This window comes from Brevibacterium sp. HMSC063G07, assembly GCF_001810665.1.
Classification (GTDB): Bacteria; Actinomycetota; Actinomycetes; order Actinomycetales; family Brevibacteriaceae; genus Brevibacterium.
In genome coordinates this window covers 251,255-272,235 of record NZ_KV802360.1, presented here as the reverse complement: position 1 = coordinate 272,235, position 20,981 = coordinate 251,255, and the positions used below count along the sequence as shown (strand labels likewise).

General features: G+C 64.0%; 19 protein-coding genes. 13 read left to right on the top strand and 6 right to left on the bottom strand.

The genetic code is table 11. From position 1 onward, the window contains the following. Positions 1 to 142 precede the first annotated feature (142 nt). The 3 genes from HMPREF2757_RS07710 to mshD are packed head-to-tail and all read right to left on the bottom strand — an operon-like array spanning position 143 to position 4,193. Positions 143 to 1,117 (bottom strand): NUDIX hydrolase, encoded by a 975-nt coding sequence (locus HMPREF2757_RS07710; protein WP_070574894.1) that lies wholly within the window; start codon positions 1,115 to 1,117, stop codon positions 143 to 145. After that, entirely contained in the window at positions 1,114 to 3,258 is a 2,145-nt protein-coding gene (locus HMPREF2757_RS07705; protein ID WP_070574891.1) for an RNA degradosome polyphosphate kinase, read from the bottom strand. The genes HMPREF2757_RS07710 and HMPREF2757_RS07705 overlap by 4 nt, the downstream gene beginning before the upstream one ends. Continuing rightward, positions 3,258 to 4,193: a mycothiol synthase gene (gene mshD, locus HMPREF2757_RS07700; RefSeq protein WP_176745910.1), complete on the bottom strand. Its 936-nt coding sequence runs from the start codon at positions 4,191 to 4,193 to the stop codon at positions 3,258 to 3,260. Before mshD ends, HMPREF2757_RS07705 begins: the two co-directional genes overlap by 1 nt. 132 nt (positions 4,194 to 4,325) lie before the next feature. On the opposite strand from mshD, the gene HMPREF2757_RS07695 reads away from it, so the two are divergent. The 5 genes from HMPREF2757_RS07695 (at position 4,326) to gabT (ending at position 9,276) form a co-directional block, all read left to right on the top strand. Further along, positions 4,326 to 5,156 (top strand): ammonia permease, encoded by an 831-nt coding sequence (locus HMPREF2757_RS07695; RefSeq protein ID WP_226829330.1) that lies wholly within the window; start codon positions 4,326 to 4,328, stop codon positions 5,154 to 5,156. Between the two features lie 191 nt (positions 5,157 to 5,347). Continuing rightward, positions 5,348 to 5,950, top strand: a complete 603-nt coding sequence (locus HMPREF2757_RS07690) for a heme-binding beta-barrel domain-containing protein (protein WP_070574882.1) — start codon at positions 5,348 to 5,350, stop codon at positions 5,948 to 5,950. 11 nt (positions 5,951 to 5,961) lie between these two features. Beyond that, complete coding sequence (locus HMPREF2757_RS07685) at positions 5,962 to 6,657, top strand: AI-2E family transporter (protein ID WP_070574879.1); 696 nt, start codon at positions 5,962 to 5,964, stop codon at positions 6,655 to 6,657. Between the two features lie 90 nt (positions 6,658 to 6,747). Next, on the top strand, positions 6,748 to 7,866 hold the full coding sequence (locus HMPREF2757_RS07680) for a CAF17-like 4Fe-4S cluster assembly/insertion protein YgfZ (protein WP_070574877.1): 1,119 nt from the start codon (positions 6,748 to 6,750) through the stop codon (positions 7,864 to 7,866). Between the two features lie 42 nt (positions 7,867 to 7,908). Next, positions 7,909 to 9,276, top strand: coding sequence for a 4-aminobutyrate--2-oxoglutarate transaminase (gabT, locus tag HMPREF2757_RS07675; RefSeq protein ID WP_070574874.1), 1,368 nt, complete (start codon positions 7,909 to 7,911; stop codon positions 9,274 to 9,276). A gap of 104 nt (positions 9,277 to 9,380) precedes the next feature. Here the strand turns inward: gabT and HMPREF2757_RS07670 are convergent, their stop codons facing one another. Next, complete coding sequence (locus HMPREF2757_RS07670; protein WP_070574871.1) at positions 9,381 to 10,397, bottom strand: bile acid:sodium symporter family protein; 1,017 nt, start codon at positions 10,395 to 10,397, stop codon at positions 9,381 to 9,383. Positions 10,398 to 10,548: 151 nt separating this feature from the next. Further along, positions 10,549 to 11,277: an alpha/beta fold hydrolase gene (locus tag HMPREF2757_RS07665; protein WP_070574869.1), complete on the bottom strand. Its 729-nt coding sequence runs from the start codon at positions 11,275 to 11,277 to the stop codon at positions 10,549 to 10,551. A 73-nt stretch (positions 11,278 to 11,350) separates the two neighbouring features. Here HMPREF2757_RS07665 and HMPREF2757_RS07660 point away from each other — a divergent pair, with 73 nt between their 5' ends. Beyond that, positions 11,351 to 12,049: a helix-turn-helix transcriptional regulator gene (locus HMPREF2757_RS07660; protein WP_083304177.1), complete on the top strand. Its 699-nt coding sequence runs from the start codon at positions 11,351 to 11,353 to the stop codon at positions 12,047 to 12,049. A 107-nt stretch (positions 12,050 to 12,156) separates the two neighbouring features. Next, positions 12,157 to 13,245 carry an LLM class flavin-dependent oxidoreductase gene (locus tag HMPREF2757_RS07655; protein WP_218079086.1) on the top strand — a complete coding sequence of 363 codons (1,089 nt, stop codon included), beginning with the start codon at positions 12,157 to 12,159 and terminating at the stop codon, positions 13,243 to 13,245. Here the strand turns inward: HMPREF2757_RS07655 and pepN are convergent. Further along, positions 13,170 to 15,932 carry an aminopeptidase N gene (pepN, locus tag HMPREF2757_RS07650; RefSeq protein ID WP_083304176.1) on the bottom strand — a complete coding sequence of 921 codons (2,763 nt, stop codon included), beginning with the start codon at positions 15,930 to 15,932 and terminating at the stop codon, positions 13,170 to 13,172. The two genes, HMPREF2757_RS07655 and pepN, sit on opposite strands and share 76 nt — an antisense overlap. A gap of 71 nt (positions 15,933 to 16,003) precedes the next feature. On the opposite strand from pepN, the gene HMPREF2757_RS07645 reads away from it, so the two are divergent. The 6 genes from HMPREF2757_RS07645 (at position 16,004) to HMPREF2757_RS07620 (ending at position 20,930) form a co-directional block, all read left to right on the top strand. After that, on the top strand, positions 16,004 to 17,131 hold the full coding sequence (locus HMPREF2757_RS07645) for an FUSC family protein (RefSeq protein WP_226829332.1): 1,128 nt from the start codon (positions 16,004 to 16,006) through the stop codon (positions 17,129 to 17,131). A 93-nt stretch (positions 17,132 to 17,224) separates the two neighbouring features. Then, positions 17,225 to 17,542 (top strand): DUF2516 family protein, encoded by a 318-nt coding sequence (locus tag HMPREF2757_RS07640; protein WP_070574859.1) that lies wholly within the window; start codon positions 17,225 to 17,227, stop codon positions 17,540 to 17,542. After that, positions 17,539 to 18,336, top strand: coding sequence for an alpha/beta fold hydrolase (locus HMPREF2757_RS07635; protein WP_070574856.1), 798 nt, complete (start codon positions 17,539 to 17,541; stop codon positions 18,334 to 18,336). The genes HMPREF2757_RS07640 and HMPREF2757_RS07635 overlap by 4 nt, the downstream gene beginning before the upstream one ends. A 7-nt stretch (positions 18,337 to 18,343) precedes the next feature. Beyond that, positions 18,344 to 19,585: a glycosyltransferase gene (locus HMPREF2757_RS07630; RefSeq protein WP_070574853.1), complete on the top strand. Its 1,242-nt coding sequence runs from the start codon at positions 18,344 to 18,346 to the stop codon at positions 19,583 to 19,585. Continuing rightward, on the top strand, positions 19,582 to 20,118 hold the full coding sequence (locus HMPREF2757_RS07625) for a YbjN domain-containing protein (RefSeq protein WP_070574852.1): 537 nt from the start codon (positions 19,582 to 19,584) through the stop codon (positions 20,116 to 20,118). The genes HMPREF2757_RS07630 and HMPREF2757_RS07625 overlap by 4 nt, the downstream gene beginning before the upstream one ends. Positions 20,119 to 20,183: 65 nt before the next feature. Continuing rightward, positions 20,184 to 20,930, top strand: a complete 747-nt coding sequence (locus tag HMPREF2757_RS07620; RefSeq protein WP_070574851.1) for a phosphoglyceromutase — start codon at positions 20,184 to 20,186, stop codon at positions 20,928 to 20,930. Positions 20,931 to 20,981: the final 51 nt, after the last annotated feature.

The window sequence follows — 20,981 nt, the reverse complement described above, 5'->3', positions numbered from 1 at the left end:
TCCAGGAACTTTTAAGGTTAACGGAAGGTGAACCTCTGTGCGGGCGCGGTGTTCCCCGCCACATAAGGGCTTTCAAGCGACTATTGTGCCCGTCTGCATCTGCTGTTTGGTCGGTTCGAGCCGGTCGGTCGGACAGTCGTTCTCAGGAGTCGATCGGGCGGAAGCGCTCGAAGTCGACAATCTTCGGAATGGATCCCGGCCGCACGTAGGCCACGAGGATTTCGCCCGGGCTGAGATACGGGTCTTTCTGTGGAAGCTTCTCGGCCAGGCCGGGGACGCAGTATTCGGCAACGACTTCCAGGAAGGTCGGCAGCACCGGCCTGTGTGAGCAGACAGCCGTCGTCTGGCCGCGCGCAAACACTTTCTTGAGCACCTTGACGGTCTTCTCGGGCTTGTGGGTGTTGGCTTTTTCCGACAGCCAGCGGTTGGTTGCGATCTTCAGTCCGCGCCCGGCGGAAAACGGCTTGAGAGATGCGGTGCACCGCTTCCACGGGCTGGACAGCAGGCGGGGGATGTTCCAAGCGCCCAGAAGTCCCGTCAGCGCCATCGACTGACGGGTGCCGATGGCCAGCAGCGGCCGCAGCGCCTCGGTTTCGTGCCATTTGGAGCGGGGAAATGCCTTTGCGTGGCGGACGATGATGAACTGCCAGGCTCGCAGCGAACCGGTCGAGTAGGCGAGTTTGAGCTTTTCGAGCTGTTCGCGGTCCGCGTGTCGGGAGACTTTTTTGATGGCCTGGTCTATGGGCAGCCAGCGGCCCTCGTCGACTTCTTTGGGGTTGGCGGCCATCGGCATTTGGGTGGTCGTGATTTCAGCGGACCAGTACTTGACGTGCTTGGTGAGCTTTTTGCCCACCGTGTAGCGGGCGTCTGGCAGCGGCAGGCCCAAATGGACGATGTAGCCTGTCTCTTCTCGGACTTCCCTCACCGCGGCTTCGGGCAGTGTTTCGCCCTTGTCGACTTTCCCCTTGGGGAAGGACCAGTCTTTGTGCTTGGGCCGGTGAATGAGCAGGACTTCCAGCTGGCCGGTGAAGTCGCGCCACAGAACCGCGCCTGCGGCAAAAACATCGGCGCTGATCCTGGCGGATTCGCCCGCGTTGGCTACCGGAGTGGGACTCACGGGCGCTCTCCTGGACGACGGCGGTAGTCGGCGATGGTCAGTTCCTGGTAGTTGGAGAGCTTCTCACCGTCGGGTGAGCGGTCGATGTGCCTCCACACTCCCGCAGGCCCCAGGACGAAGCACTCCGTTGCCGGGTCGAAAGCCCGGACGAACAGGGCGTCGATCTTTTTGATGTGCTCGGGGGACTTGAGCTCGACGAGCGCTTCGACGCGCCGGTCGAGGTTGCGGTGCATGAGGTCAGCCGAGCCGATCCACATTTCGGTGTTCCCCTCGTTGAGGAACGAGAATACCCTGGAGTGCTCAAGGTAGCGGCCGAGGACGGAGCGCACCTCGATGTTTTCACTCAGCCCTTTGATTCCGGGTCGGATAGCGCAGATGCCGCGCACGAACATCTGGCATTGAACACCGGCCCGGCTGGCCAGGTAGAGGGCGTCGATGATTGCTTCGTCGACGATCGAATTGACCTTGATGCGGATCCGGGCGGGTTTGCCCGCACGGGCGTTTTCGGTTTCGCGGTTGATCAGGTGCAGAAGGCTGGTGCGCACGGACTGCGGGGCGACCACGAGCCGCTGGTAGTCCGAGCGGGGCGAATAGCCGGAGAGCTTGTTGAACAGCTTCGAGAGGTCTTCGCCCAGAGCCGGATCGCGTGAAAGCAGGCCGAAGTCTTCGTAGCCGCGAGCGGTTTTGGGGTGGTAGTTTCCTGTGCCCACGTGTGAGTAGCGCACCAGGCCGTCGGATTCCTGCCGCACCACCAGGCACAGTTTGGCGTGGGTCTTCAGCCCCACGAGTCCGTAGACCACGTGCACTCCGGCGCGTTCGAGTTTGCGCGCCCAGGAGATATTGGCCTCTTCGTCGAAGCGGGCCTTGATCTCAACGACTGCCAGAACCTGTTTGCCCGCGTGGGCGGCTTCTATGAGTGCGTCGACGATCGGGGAGTCTCCCGATGTGCGGTACAGGGTCTGCTTGATCGCCAGCACGTGAGGGTCGGCGGCTGCCTGTTCGATGAAGGCCTGCACGGATGTGGAAAACGAATCGTAGGGGTGGTGCAGGAGGATTTCGCGTTCGGCGGTCGCTTCGAAAACGTCGACCTGGTCGGCGGTTTCCGTGGGTGCGAGGTCGCGGTTCATGCGCGGGACTGCCCGGGGGAAGTGCAGGTCATCGCGGGGGATATCGGCAATGACCGACAGTCCCGTGAGGTCGAGTGGGCCGTCGAGCTCGATGATTTCGGAATCGGCGAGGTCGAGTTCGTCCTGCAGCAGGGCGCGCACGCGCGGATGGATGTCGTGGGTGACTTCCAGGCGGACCGGAGGGCCGAAGCGGCGGCGGCTGAGTTCTTTTTCCAGGGCCTTCAGGAGGTTTTCGGCTTCGTCCTCTTCGACCTCCATGTCTTCGTTGCGGGTGACGCGGAAAAGCGAATAGCCGATGACCTCCATGCCTTCGAAAAGCGTGTCGAGTTTTGTGGCGATAAGGTCTTCGATCGCGACGAAGCGGGCGGGGTGTGCCTGAGAGACCAGCCGGTTGCCGTCGGGGGATTCCGACACGTTGATGAACCGGGGAAGCAGGCCGGGAACCTTGAGACGGGCAAAGCTCTCTGATCCCGTGGCGGGGTTGCGCAGCAGAATGCCGAGGTTGAGCGACAGCCCCGAAATATAGGGGAATGGGTGAGCTGGGTCGACTGCCAGGGGAGTGAGGACGGGGAAGACCCGCTTGCGGTAGAAGCGGTCAATGTGCTTGCGTTCGCGCGCACTGAGTTCGTCCATGGACACAAAGTGAATGCCCTGGCCGGCCAGTTTGGGTTTGATGTCGTCGAGAAAAAGTCGCGTGTGGCGTTTGGCCAATGCCCGTGAGTGCTTGTTGACGGAGCGCATAACAGCCCGCGGCTGGGCGCCGGTGACAGACGGCACGGCCAGGCCGGTGGCAATGCGGCGTTTGAGGCCGGCCACGCGGACCATGAAGAACTCATCGAGGTTGGACGCAAATATCGACAGGAAGTTCACCCGCTCCAGAAGCGGGGTTTCAGCGTCGTCTGCCATGCTCAGCACGCGCTCGTTGAACGCCAGCCAGGACAGTTCGCGGTCGAGGTAGCGATCGCGCGGCTCAGGGAGGTCGTGCTTCTTCCCGCTGGCGGCGACGTCGTACATCAGCCTTCTCCCTGCGTCTTGTCGGAAGAGTCCTCAGCGGACGGCGGGGCGTAGCTGATGTGCTCAATGCGGTGTGTGAAGCCCAAACGGTCGTACAGGCCGAGGGCCTTGTCGTTGTCGTCTTCTACGTACAGTTCGAGCATTCGCGCGCCGCGTCGGTCGATCATGTCGCGCATACCGGCGACCATGAGCGCATTTCCAATGCCCTTCGCGTGCACCTCCGGGTCAACCGCAATGACGTAGACCTCGCCCACAATCAGGCCCGAGGCGTGATTGTGGTGCATTTTGGTGTCGTGGAAGCCGATGACGCGGCCGTCCTGTTCGGCGATGATGACATCCCGCGGGTCGAAATCGGCGCTGCGGGTGCGCTTGCGGATGTCGTCAAGGGTCTGGTCGGCCTGCTCCGGGTGCCAGGAGAACGCGGCATTGTTGATGTCCCGCCACGGCTGTTCGTCAGCGGTTTCAAAAGTGCGCAGCGAAACACCCGGCGGCAGATCCAGCGGCGGCAGTTCGAGATCTTCAGTGCGCGGGGTCTGCAGCTGCAGAAGGGTGCGCTGCGGCGTGTAACCGTATTCGGCGGCAAGTGCTGCGGCCGCCGGGTGGTTTCCGTGCGACCACGCCCACGTGGTGTGCGGACTGCCCTCAGCCCGCAGGCGCTCCAGCAGCTCAGTCCACAGCCTCTTGCCCAGCCCCCGGCCCCGGAAGTCGGGGTGGATGGTGAACTCGACGGCACCTCGGGAACCCAGCCCCGTGGCAATGCCGAAGCCGACGACGGTCGAACCGTCAGCCAGCGCGACGGCGGTCGTGTCGGTGGCATCGGCCGCATCGAGAACGCCGTCTGACAGCGGGGGAACACCGTCTGCCCGCTGCGCTTGCGCGAGGAGCTCGCGGACGCTTCCGTCGACGCGGGCGGGAGAGTGAATATCCCAAGACACAGCAGCAGCCACCTTTCGCGGCGATCGGGTTTCCGTCTTCGCGGCACACAGTATATCGGCGCGGACGCCTGCAGACGCGCCGCGGTCACACCGCCATTAGGCAGACGCAACCCCCTCTGAGACGATAGGGCCGTGTACAGATGGTTTCGCGCCCTCGTGGCCTTGTTCGGAGCGCTCGCTTTGGGGGCAACATCCCTCCTGGGAAGCTACCCGCTGGCCGGCGAGGCCGTTGCCGTCATCCCCGTGGCCCTGGCAACAGCCGCGCTCGTGGGCGTCCTCGCCTTCGGCTGGCCGCGCCTGACGGACTCCCCACAGCGCTGGTTGACGTCGATCATGCTGTTCGTGTTCGGCATAGCGGGCATGGGCACCACGTGGATGAGCATCTACCCGCCGCACCTGGAATGGCTGCCGCTGCTGACCGGTTTGGCGCTGCTGTGGGCGTTTGTGCAGAACCTGGCTCGCGGCATTGAAGCCTCAAACGCAGTGGCCAATGTCTCAGCGCAGGTGGCCGGAGTCGTCGTGACCCTTGCCGCGTGCTCCTGGGCGGCCAGTTTCCGACTGCCCGGTGACAAATCGGCAATCATCATCGGGCTGGCCGCCATCTTCTTGGCCCAGTGCGCCTCGATCCTGCCGTTTCCCGCCCGCTTCACCTCGCCGTTGGCGATCATCGCCGGACTGGTCGGAGCGCTCATCGGCTACTCCGCCTGGTGGTATCCCACCCAGACCCTCGCCTCGGCGGCCATCATGGGCGTCCTTCTGGGCGGTCTTGTCGCGGCCGTCGACCGCGCGCTCGCCCCGATTGCCGCAGGTCGCTTCCACGCGCGCAGCCCCCGCCGCAGCCCCAATCGAAGCAAAGTCCGCGAAGTCGGCGTCAACCTCACCCTGGGCGGAACGCCGATCGCACTCGGCGGGGTGGTCGTGTACATCTTCGACCAGATTCCGCTGCTCTTCCCCATGATCTGACCGGGGCAGGGCCGGGCCTTCTGAGAAGCGGCGGGCGCGTCTTCTGTCCTCAGCCGTCCTGGGTACACTGAAGTCATGGATAACTTAGTGGTTCTCGAAACCTTCTTCACCGTTCTCGTTGCCCTCGCGGGCCTCGCCACCTTCGGCATAGCAGCCAAGGTCATCACCAACCTGTTCAAGAGCCGCCGCTGATGGTCACCGAAATCCCTACGGACCTCGCTCCTGAGCTCGTGCCGCTGGCATGGGTCATCGGGTCCTGGGAGGGTGTGGGAGTCGTCGGCTACGCTGACGCTCCCGACACCCAGTTCGGCCAGCGCATCGACTTCGTCGCACCTGTCGGCGCTCCGTTCCTGCACTACACGGCGCAGGCGTACACGCTTGACGCTGACGGCAAGATCGACAAAACGCTGACCATGGAAACCGGCATCTGGCAGCTGGTGCGCAAGCGCGAAGCCCACGATGCGGGCCCCGGACTCATGGTGCCCACCGCGCAGAGCCCGTACACCACGGCCGAATCCGTAGAAAAGCTGCGCGGAGACGACGACGCCTTCGAACTCGAAGTCTCGATCGTGCAGCCGCACGGAATCATGGAGCTCTACACCGGCCGCGTCAAAGGCCCGCGCATCGACCTGGCGACCGACCTCGTTGCCCGCACCACCACATCGAAGGAATACAAGTCTTCCACCCGCATGTACGGGCTGGTCGAAGGTGATCTTCTGTGGGCGTGGGACATGGCCGCACTCGGCAACCCGCTGGGCAGCCACGCTTCGGCGCGGCTGAAGAAGGTCGCCTGACCGGTCAGTCCATGACGATCGAACCCACCGCTGCGTACCCCGTGCGCAGGGCAGAAGATCCGATCCGCGAAGAGCGCAGGCAGCGCCGACGGCGGCGCTTGGCCGCATTTGCTTCGGTGTTCACAGTGCTTGCGATCATTGCCGGATTCCTCGTGGCAATCGGGGCAATGGCCACTGTGCGCTATCAGAATCTGCGCACCCACGCGGACAGTGCGATCGAAGCGGCCCAACAGTTCGCCGAAGACCTGCGCGAGGACCCGCAGAACGCCGATTCCTCGCGGCAGAAGGCCTCAGAGGAACTGCACGCGGCACGGGAGGAAATCGACATGTTCCCCATGCCGGTTCTGCGCAAGGCCACCGACGTCGAAAAGAACGTCAGCATCGTCGCCACAATTCTCGACCAGTTCATCATCGTCGTAGACGAGGCCGCACCCACCGCAGTCACGCTCGCTCAGTCAACCTCAGTTTTCAAAGGCGAGGACGGCCAGTCGCTGACTGAGCGGCTCGGCGCGCTGAAGGACTTCGGTCCGGCCGCAGCCGAAACGCCGGAGGCCATGCGGAAGCTCAAAAGCGCGCGGGATACGCTCAATGCCGTCGACGACTCCGGTGCGTGGAGCCCGGTGCGCTCGTCACTGCACGAGTCGCAGAAAGTGCTGGGCGACGCCTACGACACTTTCGATTCCGCTGTGTCGTTTACCACCTCCTAGCAGCTCTGTTCGCCGTGCGGTTGACGGCAGAACAGACCACCTCGCAAGATTTCTCGTCGAATATTCCCTCGTCGAACAGTCAGGAGATCCGTGAACTCGCTTCGCTACCCCCGCTCTGCCGCCGTCTACGGCATCGACGAACGCGCAGACGAAGTCCAGCACTTCGGCATGCCGCTCAAAGAGCAGCGCGACCTCGCAGCAGGCCGTGCCGTTGCCGACCTCTCCAGCTTCCGCGTCTACACGCTCACCGGCGAAGACCGCCTGCGCTGGCTGCACTCCCTGACAACACAGTCGCTGGAGAACCTTCCGGCGGGTGCGAACACCGAAACGCTCATCCTGTCGGCCACGGGGCACATCGAACACTGGGTGCGGATCATCGCAGAAGAGGACAGCCTGTGGCTGATCTTCGAAACCGGCGGCGAAGAAGCCGTGGAGTGGCTGGACTCGATGCGCTTCATGATGCGCGCAGAAATCACCGACCGGTCCGCAGAGTTCCAATGCGTCGGCACCGTCGGGCCCGCCCCGGAAGGACTGCCCTCCCAAGCCGAGTGGGACGATCCCTGGCCGGCAGTGGGAGCCGGCTCCGCCTCGTATGCCGCTGTCGACCTCGGTTCGGACCAGGCCTCGCCGGACCACCCGGGCCACACGCACGACCTGCGCATTCAGCTCTGCCCGCGCGATCAGCTGCAGCAATGGCAGCCGAACGGCGTTGCCGGCCGCGACGCGTGGGAAGCACTGCGGATTGAGAACTGGCGTCCCTCACCACAGGACGTCGACGGCAAAACGCTCGTGGGCGAACTCGACGTGCTGCGCACCGCCGTGCACCTGGCCAAAGGCTGCTATCGCGGCCAGGAGGCCGTGGCCCGCGTGCACAACCTGGGCCAGGTGCCGCGCCGCCTGGTGTTCCTGCACATCGACGGTTCGACTCACACCATTCCGCGGCCCGGAGCGGAAGTGTATGCCGAAGTTCGAGGCGCCGAGAGGGTGATCGGGCACCTGACCTCAACTGCGATCCACTACGAGTACGGGCCCGTGGCACTCGCGCTGATCCGTCGCGGCACCAGCGTCGACGCCCAGCTGTTGGCTGCCGGTGACGAAGACGAAAAGCTGCCTACCATCGTCGAAGAAATCGTTGCCCACAAACGTGAAAACCGTGCCGGTGTGCCGCACATCAACCGCGAAGCTGATCTGCGGCGGCTTGGCAGGTGAGCCGGTCAGCACAGACTGTTCTGAGAGTTCTACACTGACCTCATGACTACGTTGGAGCAGGGCGGGCAGAGCCTGCCGCAGGAACGCAAACTTGTAACCGAAATCCCCGGGCCGAAGTCCCGTGAGCTCGAAGAGCGCCGCAAAGCGGCCGTGTGCGCCGGTGTGGGCAGTTCGCTGCCGGCATACATCGTCGCCGGCGGTGGGGGAATCCTCAAAGACATCGACGGCAACCAGATCATCGACATGGGCGCGGGCATCGCGGTCACGAACGTCGGAAACTCGAATCCGCGCGTGGTGAGCCGTGCGAAGGAAGCACTTGAGGCGTTCACCCACACGTGCTTCATGGTCAACCCCTACGAGGCGTACGTCGAAGTTGCCGAAGCACTCAACCGACTGACTCCCGGCGACCACGAAAAGCGCACACTGCTGCTGAACTCGGGTGCTGAAGCAGTGGAAAACGCCGTCAAGATCGCCCGCAGCTACACCAAGCGCAACGCGGTTGTCGTCTTCGACCACGCCTACCACGGCCGCACCAACCTCACCATGGCCATGACCGCAAAGGCCATGCCGTACAAGAAGGGCTTCGGCCCGTTTGCCGGCGAGGTCTACCGCGCACCCATGTCCTACCCCTTCCGCGACAACGCCGCATATGGCACCAAGCTGTCCGGTGAAGAGGCTGCACAGCGCGTCACCACCATGATCGATAAGCAGATCGGCGCTGAAGACGTCGCCGCCATCGTCATCGAGCCCATTCAGGGTGAGGGCGGCTTCATCGTCCCCGCCGAAGGCTTCCTGCCGGCACTGCAGGAGTACGCCCAGAAGAACGGGATCGTCTTTGTAGTCGACGAAGTCCAGGCCGGCTTTGCCCGCACCGGCAAGATGTTCGCCTCCGAATGGGAGGGCATCACACCTGACCTCGTCACCACCGCAAAGGGCATTGCGGGCGGCCTGCCGCTGTCTGCAGTGACCGGGCGCGCCGACATCATGGACTCCGTTCACGGCGGCGGCCTGGGCGGCACCTACTCCGGCAACCCGGCTGCCGTTGCCGGTGCTCTCGGCGCCATCGAAGCCTACGAACAGGACGGTCTCGCCCAGCGTGCTCTGGAGATCGGCGAAAAGATGGTTGACCGCTGCACCAAGCTGCAGTCGCGCTTCGCTGAAATCGGCGACATCCGCGGCCGCGGTGCCATGCAGGCCATCGAACTCGTTGTCGAAGGCACCACCGAACCGCATCCCACACTCGCCGGTGATGTCGTGAAGTACTGTGCTGAACAGGGTGTTCTTGTTCTGTCCACCGGTACGTTCGGCAATGTGCTGCGCTTCCTGCCGCCGCTGACCATTTCCGACGAACTGCTTGACGACGCTTTCGACGTCATGGAAGAGGCTTTCGCCAAGGCCCTCGACAAGTGATCTGAGCTGCGTGGTGCGGGCTTGCCCTCACCGCGCGGGTCTGAGCCTTGAAAGCGCTTCCGGCCGCTGTAATCACGCAGCGGCCGGAAGCGCTTTGTGCTGTCCTAGTCGGTCTTGGACCGGGCGAAGAACGCTGCGATGATAGCCCCGGACACGTTGTGCCACACACTGAAAACAGCGGCGGGAAGTGCGGCGAGCGGCGAAAAGTAGGCGGCGGCAAGGGACGCTGCTAGGCCGGAGTTCTGCATGCCGACCTCAATGGACAGTGCGCGGCGCTGTGCCGGCGAAAGACCTGTGAGCCGCGCGGCGCAGTAGCCCAATCCCAGGCCGATGGCGTTGTGCAGGATGACGGCCAGCAGAACAATGAGCCCGGCCGAGGCCAAGCTGTCCTTCGACCCTGCGACGACCACAGCGACGATCAGTGTGATCGTGATGGTCGAAAGCCACGGCAGTGCGGGTGCGACAGCCTCCACGGCGCGTGCAGCAAACAGCCGCACGATGACCCCCAGAATGACCGGCACGAACACGGTTTTGACGATCGAGAGCATCATCGCCGCGGCCGACACTTCGAGGTAGGAGCCGGCCAGCCACAGTGTCAGGATCGGTGTGAGCAGGGGAGCCAGCAGCGTCGACACTGTCGTCACCGTCACTGACAGCGCGACATCGCCGCGTGACAGGTAGGTGACGACGTTTGAGGCTGTGCCGCCGGGCGCACAGCCCACGAGGATGACGCCGACGGCCAGCATGGGGTCCAGGCCCAGCAGACGAACGATCGCGACACCGGCCAGCGGCATGATGGTGAACTGCAGCGCAACGCCGATGAGCACAGCCCAGGGGCGCTTGGCGATGCGGGCGAAGTCCGGCATCGTAAGTGTCAGGCCCATGAGGAACATGACCACGCCCAGTGCCCACGGGATTGCGGGGCTCATGGCCACGAGCGTGTCAGATGCCGCGATGCCCAGCAGGCCGCCGAGCACCACCAGCACCGGGAATGCCGTCACGGCAAGCCGCGCGCTGCGGGTCTGCTGGTCGCCTGCCGCTCTGCTTGTGCGTATCGCTGACGAGGTGCCTGCCCCGCTGTCGCTGCTGTCGTTGGGTGAGTTCGTGTTCCCGGGTGCCATAGCGGGTAATCTACGCGCCAGAACGCGTTCAGCCCAGCGAAATCTCACATGGCAAGAGCGCAGCGATCTAACTGCGCTGGCCGGACATAGTACTCAATAAGGAAAAGGGGCCAGTCGTTTCAGCTGGACCACTCACAGCTGCGAGTGGAGTTTAGCTTGTTTGCGACGTTGCGCGAATGATCTCGGCGAGGTCGCGCGGTCGACTCCACATGGGCCAGTGTCCTGTAGGGAGGTCTACGACATCGAGGCTTTCGAGGTTTGCGACCTCAGCGAACATGGGGTGACCTGCCTTGGCCAACGCCATCACCTGTTCGCCGGAAATTGAACAGCACACCATGGTTGTTGGGACGCTGTGGCGGGCCCCGTTCGTGAGTTCGACGGACTGGCGCAGCACGGGAGCGGGCTCTGGGACAGCCTTTGTTCGGAAGCGCTCGAGTGCTTCGGCGCTCAGCCCTTCGAGGCTGGCTTGCTGACCGAGGTCATCGAACGACGGCAGCGGCAGGTCTTCACTCTCGGTTGGGAAGTCGGCGGCGAAGGCAGTGCTATCGGCCACGGGGCCGGAATCGACCCACACCACCCGTGCAATCAGCTCGGGGTGCCGGTCGAGAACGAGACTGACGGGGAAATTGGCGCCGCTGTGCGCGACGAGGAGCACAGGCTGATCGCCCTGCTCGGCAATCGTGTCCCTGATCGCTGCTGCTTGGTCGTCGACCGTCTTTGCCGCACGCTCTGGGTCGTCCTCGTCGCGGCCCGGCAGCGTCATCGCCACTGTGCGCGTGCCATCGGTCGTGAGGTGCTCAACGACCTCGTCCCAGGCCCATGCTCCCAGCCAGTGGCCAGGAACGAGGACGGCAGGTCTGATGTTGTGTGTTGCTGTCATAGGACAAGGCTCCCAGCCTTGGCGGACAACCGTATGTCACCATTTATGTCATGAATTTGGTGAGGTTCGCGCAGTGAAGAGAGCCGAACGACTACACGCTCTGTCCGAGATGCTGCGTCGCAGCGGGACGCGAGGTGTATCGGCCGAGCGCTTGGCGCGAGAGTTCGAAGTGTCGGTCCGCACCGTCAAGCGCGACCTATACGCGTTGGAGAACAGCGGTGCGCCGATCTGGTCCCGCCCCGGTCCGGGCGGTGGGTACGGACTGGCCAAGAGCGCTTCCCTTCCGCCCGTTACCCTGTCCCCGGAGCAGGCCGTGGCGCTCATGGTGGCGGTGTCCGCCGCGTCAGATGCGCCCTATGCCGATCTGGCGCGCGCCGGGGTCAAGAAGATCATGGACGTCCTCGATCCCAAGACTCGGGCGCAGGCCGACGAGCTTGCCCACCGGGTCTGGGTGGATTCGCTTCCTTCTTCCTCACGCACTATTCAGTCAGCGATAGAGGAAGCGATGGCCGAACAAAGAGTGCTCCGCATTCGCTATACATCGCGGGAGGGCACTACGACTGTTCGTGAGGTTGAACCCGTGCTTTTCGCTTCTGCAGGCGGTCGGTGGTATCTGGTCGGATGGTGCCTCCTGCGCGGTGCGATGCGGTGGTTCTCCGTGTCGCGCATCGAATGCGCTACCGTCACCATGACTGCCTGCAGCGGCCACGCCATTCAGGAAGTCGGGGACCCTCCTGCGAACGCCAGGCCCGTCCATGGCCGCGACGGGTGAGTTCCTCATCAACGTCTCCCGGCAGTCCATCCGAGCCCACCTCGGCCACTCAGCTCCACCTCGACGGCCTTGGGGAATTCCTCCTCGACTAGGGGTGTTCCGGCATTATGACTGAAACACCGTTGAAGCTTTCGATCCTCGACCTTGTGCCCGTTCGCGGCGAACAGACAACCAGTGACGCTCTGCGGGCGTCGAAGTCATTTGTAGAAAAGGCGGATGCCCTGGGCTACACCCGCTACTGGGTGGCCGAACACCACAACATGCCGGCCATTGCGTCAAGCCATCCCGCAGTTGAGCTTATGCACTTAGGGCAGAACACCTCGCGGATTCGCTTGGGCTCTGGCGGTGTCATGCTGCCCAACCACGCGCCGTATTCGGTGGCTGAGCAGTTCTCCCTGCTGGCCGCGGTCTACGGCGACCGGATTGATCTGGGCATTGGGCGTGCTCCCGGCACCGACCCGTTTACGCGCATGGCCATGTGGGGCCACCTGGGGGAGGGCCAGGTGGTCAATCGGGAGGGCCAGCCGATTGATCCCGTGGAGAACTTCCCGCAGCACGTCATGGACATTCTTCGCCTGCTGGGCCCCGAAGGGCTGGACGTGGAGCTGTTCGGCGACCGCAAACACACGCTGAGAGCCACCCCGAAGCTTGATGTCAGTCCTGCAGCCCAGGTGTGGCTTCTGGGGTCCAGTAATTATTCGAGCCAGCTGGCAGCAGTCCTCGGCCTGCCCTATGTGTTCGCCAATCATTTTGCCGGTCGCGGCGCACAGCAGGCTATGCAGCTGTACCGCGACCAGTTCGAAGCAACCCAGTTCGGAAGACAGCCGCGCAGCTTTATGACAGCGAACGTGGTTGTCGCTGAAACCGAGGAAGAGGCCTGGAATCTGGCACAGCCGTTCCTGTACCAGATGGCGAACCTGCGGGTGGGCGCTCCCATGCGCTCCATGCCGACGGTGGGACGGGAAACGGACGAGGTCATGTCGGCCGGGCACCGCGCGGTGGCGGACAAGCTCGCACAGACGTACATCATCGGCACACCGACCGACGCCGCCCGTCAGCTGCGCGAACTGGCAGCCGAGGGCGGCGTCGACGAGGTCATGATGCAGGCTGTTGCCGGCGGTTATCCAGACGAGGACCTGCGCACTTCGGTCGCCCGGGAGCGAACGCTGGAGCTTCTGGCCGAAGAGCTGTTCTGATCCTTGACCGCTCTGAGGTGCCGCCCAGGGTGGCCCGAGGTGCCGACCGGCTTCTCTGTCCGTTCGCCTGCCCTGCGCAGGCGGATGGACCGGGCCTGGTTGTCGGCGAGTTCTATCAGCAGCCGCCTCTGAGCGGCGGGCGCCTGCGGGTGGTCGTCCAACCATGCATTCGTCAGGTCGAGTACCCGCTGTGCGTCATTGCTCCACGTGGGGTAGAGGCCCAGCACAAGGCGACGAGCGATTTCGATCGAATGGTCAGTCCAGAACGATTCCAGTCGCTCGAAGTACTGTTTGACGAACGGTTCGCGCAACGGCAGGGCACACGGTGCGATGAAGCCCTGAATGGTTGCGCTCAGTGCATCGTTGGACAGGGTGTGGTCGTCAACGGCTGAGGTGAACGCGCGCTGTTTGGCCAACACCAGCGGCATGGCAGCCTGCGCTGTGCGTGCCCGCAGAAGGCCCGCACCGGTGTTGTCGAGTCTGGCCTCGATATCGATGTCCTGCTGGTCGGCCCAGCCCTGTGTGACCAGCGCGGTCAGTGCCAGCCAGCGCAGTGAGTGCTCGATGGTGAGGTCGTTGGCCCCGTCGTTCAGAGCGCTGCCGAGCTCTGCATTGAGAACCTTCGAAGCCCACTGGCGTCCAGCGGTGTCCACGGGGTGCGGTTGGGTCAGGGCGGCGGCGCGCTGCACCAGCACAAGTGCCAGTTCGGCCAGGTCGAGCTGCACGTCGGAGCCGGAGGGGGCCGCAGCGAGAGCGTCGAGTGCTGAGCCCAGCAGTGAGCGCAGCGCCTCCGGGTGGTCGGCGTCGGCCGTCCAGCGGTCGAGTGCGCCGAGCACTGTCGCACACACTCCTCCGGCGATGCCTGCGTGGTCTTCACGGCCGAGGGAACGAGCGTGGGCTTCAATGAGGTCCGTCACGGGCAGAAGCCCGTCCCGTGCGGCATTGGTCAGCGCCGACCAGGCGAGAGCGCGGTCCATGGGGTCCTCCAGCCGGCTGACGTGACGCAGCGCGGTGGCGGTGGATCTTTCGTCCAGGCGGATTTTGACGAAGTCGTCGTCGCCGTGGTTGACCAGCAGGAGGTCCGGTGCGGGTGCGCCGACCAGATGGCTGACTTCGGCCTTTGCGGTGTCGAAGTCGAGGGTGAAGGAGTCCGTGAGCTCAATGGCGGCACCGTTTTTGGTGAATGTGCCCACCCGCATGGTGTGCGGGCGCAGCACATCAGAGCCGTCGCAGTTGCGCTGGTAGGCCGTTGCGGAGGTGATCGTTCCGTCCGTGTCGACGTCGAGGTCGATGCCGATTTCGCTCATGCCGGTGGTCTGCAGCCAGGCTTTGGCCCAGCCGCGGACGTCCCGGTCAGGTGCTGCCGCATCGAGTGCGGACAGGAAGTCTTCCAGCGTGGTGCTGCCGTAGGCGTGGTCGCGGAAGTACTGGCGGGAGCCTTCGCGGAAAGCGTCAATGCCCACGTAGGCGACCAGCTGTTTGAGCACGGACGCGCCTTTTGCGTACGTGATGCCGTCGAAGTTGAGTTTGGCAGCTTCGACATCGGGGATGTCGGCGACGATGGGGTGCGTTGTGGGGTACTGATCTTGGCGGTAGGCCCAGTCTTTGCGCGACAGCGCGAAGGACACCCAGCCGTCGTCGAACTCGGTGGCTTCTGCCAGGGCGAGTCCGCCCATGTAGTCGGCGAAGGACTCTTTGAGCCACAGGTCATCCCACCAGGTCATGGTCGCAAGGTCCCCGAACCACATGTGTGCCATTTCGTGCAGGATGACGTTGGCGCGCGCCTCCAGTTGGCGTCGGGTGACGGCGTCCCGGAAAAGGTAGTCGTCGGTGAAGGTGACCAGGCCGGGGTTCTCCATGGCGCCGAGGTTGTATTCGGGGACGAAGATCTGGTCGTACTTACCCCACGGGTAGGGGTAGTCGAAGAAGTCCATGAAGAAGTCGAGGCCCTGCTTGGTGACCGTGAAGATCGCTTTGGGGTCCATGTGGTCGGCGAGGCTGGCCCGGGCGTACAGTCCCAGCGGAATGGTGAGGTCTGCGCCGTCTGCACCCGCACCGGTCCGCGTGTAGGAGTCGGTGAGCTCAACGTAGTGCCCGGCGCACACGCAGGTGATGTAGCTCGACTGACGCAGAGTGGGGGCGAAGCTGTGCCGGGTGATGTCCTTGGCGACCTCTTCGGACTGTCGGCTGGTTCCACCGGACAGCACGGTGAAGTCGCTCGGTGCGGTCACTTCGAACTCGAAGACGGCTTTGAGGTCCGGCTGGTCGAAGTTGGCGAAGACGCGGCGGGCGTCGGTCGGCTCGAACTGCGTGTACAGGTAGACCTTGCCGTCTGCGGGGTCGAAGAAGCGGTGCATGCCCTCACCGGAACGGGAGTACAGCGCTTTTGCCCCGACCGTCAGTTCGTTCTGTCCGGCCGTGACGGGGAAGGTGACGCGGAAGCCGTCGAAAGCTGTCGTGGGGTCAAGGTCTTTTCCGTTGATGCTGACGGCATACACAGAGTCGGCGATGATGTCGATGAACGTCGTGGAATCTTCGGCCGCGGTGAACGTCACGGTCGTCACCGAATCGTACGTGGACATATCGCGGTTGGGCGCACCAGAAACGTCCAGGCTGATGCGATAGGCCTCAAGGGTGAGCAGGCGCGCTCGCTCTTGGGCCTCTGTGCGGGTGAGATTTGATGTCATTGGTCCTCCGACGACCAGCTTTTCATATTTCGTGGAATGTCGATATATAGACTTCAGGAGGAGGTGCTTCAGTGAGTACAGTCAAGCAGCCGTCGCGGGCCCGGCGCCTGGGTTCGTACCTGGGGCTGCGCGCTCGGCTGGGTCTGCGTCGGATCAGGGCGAATTTCGGCCAGTACCTGCAGGTGGTCATCGGCGCCGTTGTTGCGTATTCGTTCTGTCTGCTGGTCCTGGGGCACCAGTACCCGTTCTTGGCCGCGGTCGCCGCAACCGTGGGAACGGGCGTTGTCACGGACCGTCGCCTGCGGCGGGCCACGGAATTCGGCATCGGTGCGATTTTCGGTGTGCTGGCCGGCGAGCTGGTGCTGTCGCTGTTCGGCACGGGCATCTGGCAGATGGCGCTGGTCATGTTCTGCGGCATTCTCGTGGGCGCACTGATCAATTCCGGTCCGCTGTTCATCACGCAGATCGGCGTGCAGTCCATCTATGTGGTCACGGTCCCGCCTGCGCTGAACGCCTATCCGTTTGATCGGACTGTCGACGCTGCCGTCGGCGCCTCTGTTGCGATTCTCATGAGCCTTATCGTGCCCCACGATGCGCGCAAGGCTCCGCGGGACAGGGCAGCTTCTCTGCTCGATGAGATTTCCGAGATTCTGCAGGACATTTCACGCAGCATCCGCACGGCGGATAAGGGGGCGGCCCAGCGTGCGCTGGGGCGTGCGCGCGACACGCAGAGCTTTGTCGATCAGTGGCACAGTTCGGTCAGCGTGTCGAAGGAGGCCACCCGCATCAACGCGCGGTCCCGCCGTTACGCGGCCGAGGTCAACCGGCTTGCCCGTGCCGCTGAGTACGCCGACCGTTCTATGCGCATGGTGAGGATCGTGGCGCGTCGGTCCGTCACGCTGACTCAGACGGGTGATGCGCGGCCGGAGATCGCGAACCTCATCGATGCGCTCGCCGAGGGCAGTTCCATGCTCGGCATTGCGCTGCGCCGGGGAACGTCTCGCGTTCCGGCGGAGGAGTATTTGGCGTCGGTGGCGGCGCGCTTGGATGTCAAAGCGCCGTTTGCTCAGGGCCGACTGGACGAAACTGTCATCCTTATGCTGCGTCCGTTGGCGCACGACCTCATGTGCGCTGCCGGTCTGACCGAAGCCGCCGCCGACGACGTCCTGCCGGGCCTGCCGGAACTTGACGGAGAGTGATCTCCGCTGGGCAGCCAGGTCGGAAAGCCGCCGAGGACAGCACAGAACCTGAAGGCTCACGAGGTGCCGGTCCGCGCAGTCTAGAATGGCACCATGCTGGTGCTTGGGAACATTCAAATGGGAATCATGATGCTCATCCAGGTGGGCGTCTTTGCTCTGACGACGATCGCGTTCATCGATTCGCTGCGATTCTCCGACGAGGCGTACAAGGCAATTGACCGCCACTCCAAGGCGCTGTGGTGCAGCATCCTGGGTGTGGCCGCCGCTTTGGCCTTCGCCAACCTCCCACTCACCGGAGTCAGGAGCGGTCTCGGTCTGCTGGGCATTGCCAGCGTTGTGGCGGCAGGCATCTACTTGGGCGATATGGCCAAGAAGCTGCGTGCCATTGAATCCCGCCGCCACAGAAGGTGACGCGCACCAACCTGCCGGGCGCGGATGAGCACTACACGGCCATCATCGGCTCGGGCGAGCCCACGACCGTCTTCGCCCACGGCTTCGGCGGCAGCATCCGCGACACCCGGCCTTTTGCGGCGGGCATCCGCGGCACAAGAGTCTTTCCCCACATGCCCGGCCACGGGGGCAATCCATCGCCCGGTCCAGGCTGGGAATATCCGATGCTTGCCCAGGCGCTTGCCGGTGTTCTCGAACGCACGAACGCCGATCGCGCACTCGGGGTGTCCATGAGCGCTGGTGCTCTCGCCAGACTCATCACCGACGGCCACCACGCAGCGCGCGGGCTGAAAAAGGCCGCGTTCGTCCTGCCCGCGTCGTGGACAGCGCCGCCGGAACACCTGATGGAGAACTTCGCCGCCTACACCGACATGCTGCGCAGCTATGTCGCACAAGGCGACGAAGACGGCCTCGCCAGGGCCCTTGCGGAACGCGAAGCCCCCGAAGTCCGGCAGATGCCCGAAGCCCAGCAGTTTGCGCGCGGACGGGCCCGGGCAATCATGACAACCGACCTCGAAGACGGCATCGGCTTAGCGTGCAGGACTGCCGTGGACAATCCGGCGGGAGCCTCAGATTTCGCAGGCGATGTTCTCGTGCTGACACACGAAGAAGACACCAGCCACCCGGTCGAAGTCGCACAGAAATACGCTGACGCCTTCCCACACGCTCGCCTCGAAGTGCTGCCGCGAGGCTCCATTCTGTGGCGCGGACGCCAGGACGTGCGCCGCATACTGGGCGAGTTCTTTGACAGCTGAGCCGCCGATGCCGAACCCGCCCGCTCGCCGTTTGGCGCTCATCTCCCTGCACACCTCCCCGGCCGCCCAGCCCGGTGCCGGTGATGCCGGAGGCCTCAACGTCTACGCCCTCAACGTCGCGGAAGAACTTGCCGCAGCCGGGCACACAGTCGACATCTTCACAGCCGACCCGCAGCTGCAAAGCGGCAGCCAAACGGCACCTCGTCAGTTGGGTCCCCGCATCCGAGTTCACCTGCTGAGCACGAGAGCAGAAACAAAAGACGAACTGGCTGATGACATCGACCGCCTTGCCGGACAGCTGAGCGAACATTCTGACTACCGGGCAGCCGACTTTGTGTGGGCGCACTACTGGATCTCGGCCGATGCCGCCCTGCGGGCTCAGCCGCGCAAGAAGACTGCCGTGTCATTTCACACGATCGCCGCGGTCAAAGAGCGCGACTTCCCTGGCCACCGCGAACCGTCCCAACGGCTGGAAGCTGAACGGCGGATCGCCCAGACGGCCGACATCATCGTGGCCAACACCCCGGCAGAAGCCGAAGACGCACGCGAACTGCTGGGGGCTGCCTCCGACAGAGTTCTCACCGTGCCGCCGGGCGTGCGAACAGACGTATTCACCCCCGGCGATCAAGCTCAGGCACGCCGCCGTGTCGGGGCGGACGCCGACCTGCTGGTGCTGGGGGTCGGCCGGATGCAGCGGGTCAAGGGAACCGATCTGGCAATTGAAGCACTCGCATCACTGCGGTCGGTGCGCCCGGATCTGGCGGCCCGAACGCGCATGGTCCAGCTGGGCGCGGTTTCCGGGGACGCGCACGCAAGCGTGTACGCCGAACTCGCCGGACGCCTGGGAGTGGCAGACAGTTTGAAGGTCCGCGAACCCGTGCCCGCCGAAGAGCTCGCCGACTGGTACCGGGCGGCTGACGTTGTGATTGTGCCGTCGCGTTCGGAGTCGTTCGGCTTTGTCGCCGCCGAGGCGTCAGCCGCCGGTCGTACCGTACTGGCCTCCCGCGTGGGCGGGTTGGAAGTCATTGTCGACAGCGGGACGACGGGAGTGCTTCTGGAAGGCCGCGACCACAGAAGCTGGGCGGAGGCGCTCGCCCGGCTGCTTGACGATGCGCAGCTGCGGGAACGTCTGGGCCAGGCAGCCCGCGAACGTGTGCAGAGGTTTACGTGGCAGGCCTGTGCTGAGAAGGTAATGGCAGCACTCACTGCCGCCGGAGCGGGCCAACAGTCCGCGGGGAGGAACGAATGACGCCGATCGAAGAAACAGCATCTGCGCTGGTTGCGTGGGCCAAAGACGCGCAGGTCGAGTTCGACGTGGTCGACGTCGGCCACCTGGTGGTCACGCTGCCAGGCGAAAAGAAGCTCAAAACCACAGTGTCGGTGCGCTTCACACCCAGCCGGGTCGACCTGCAGGCGTTCCTCATGCGCAGGCCCGATGAAAACCACGCCGCGTTCTACCGGTGGATGCTGCGCCGCAATCAGATACTTCACCTGGTGTCGTTCTTCCTCGACCCGCACGGGGACGTCTACCTGCGCGCATCGATCCCCGCATCCGCGTGGACGGCCGAGATCATCGATCAGGTGATGGGCGAAGTCCTCACAGTGTCTGACGGCAGCTTCAATGATCTGCTGGTCCACGGCTTTCTCACATCCATGAAGCGCGAATGGGCGTGGAGGATCGCCCGCGGCGAATCCACTCGCAACCTCGAAGCGTTCAAACACCTGCTGGATAACGACGACAACGAGTTCATCGGCACGTTCACCGAGACCGACACCGACTGAGACAGGCAGTCAGTCCTCGGCGGATAGAACCGCCGAGGACTGACCTCACATGGAAGAATAGGGCTATGACTTACAACCTCGTGCTGCTGCGCCACGGCGAAAGCGAATGGAACAAGAAGAACCTCTTCACCGGCTGGGTTGACGTGCCCCTGACTGACAAGGGCCGCGCCGAAGCCGCCCGGGCGGGGGAGCTGCTGACAGAAGCCGGGCTGGCGCCCGATGTTCTGCACACCTCGCGCCTGAAGCGCGCCATCATCACCTCGAACCTTGCCCTGGAAACCGCTGACCGTTCCTGGATCGACGTCAAACGCTCATGGCGGCTGAACGAACGCCACTACGGTGCGCTGCAGGGCAAGAACAAGGCCGAAGTCCGCGAAGAATTCGGCGAAGAGCAGTTCATGATCTGGCGCCGGTCCTTCGACACACCGCCGCCGGAACTCGACGACAGCTCGGAATGGTCACAGGCAGGGCAGGCGCGCTACGCAAACCTGGGTTCTGCCATCCCGCGCACCGAATGCCTGGAGGACGTCATCAAGCGTCTGCTGCCGTACTGGTACGACTCGATTGTCCCAGACCTCCAGCTGGGCCGCACTGTTCTGATCACAGCGCACGGAAACTCGCTGCGCGCGCTCGTCAAGCACCTCGACGGCATCAGTGACGACGACATCGTGGGGCTGAACATCCCCACCGGCATTCCGCTGCACTACGAGCTCGACGAAGATTTGAAGCCAGTGAACCCCGGTGGCCGCTACCTCGATCCCGAAGCGGCAGCCGAAGCCGCAGCCGCGGTTGCCGCCCAGGGCAAGAAGTGACTGGTGCGCTGATGCTCTGAGCCCAGAACCAACGCTTAAGGCCCGGTGTCC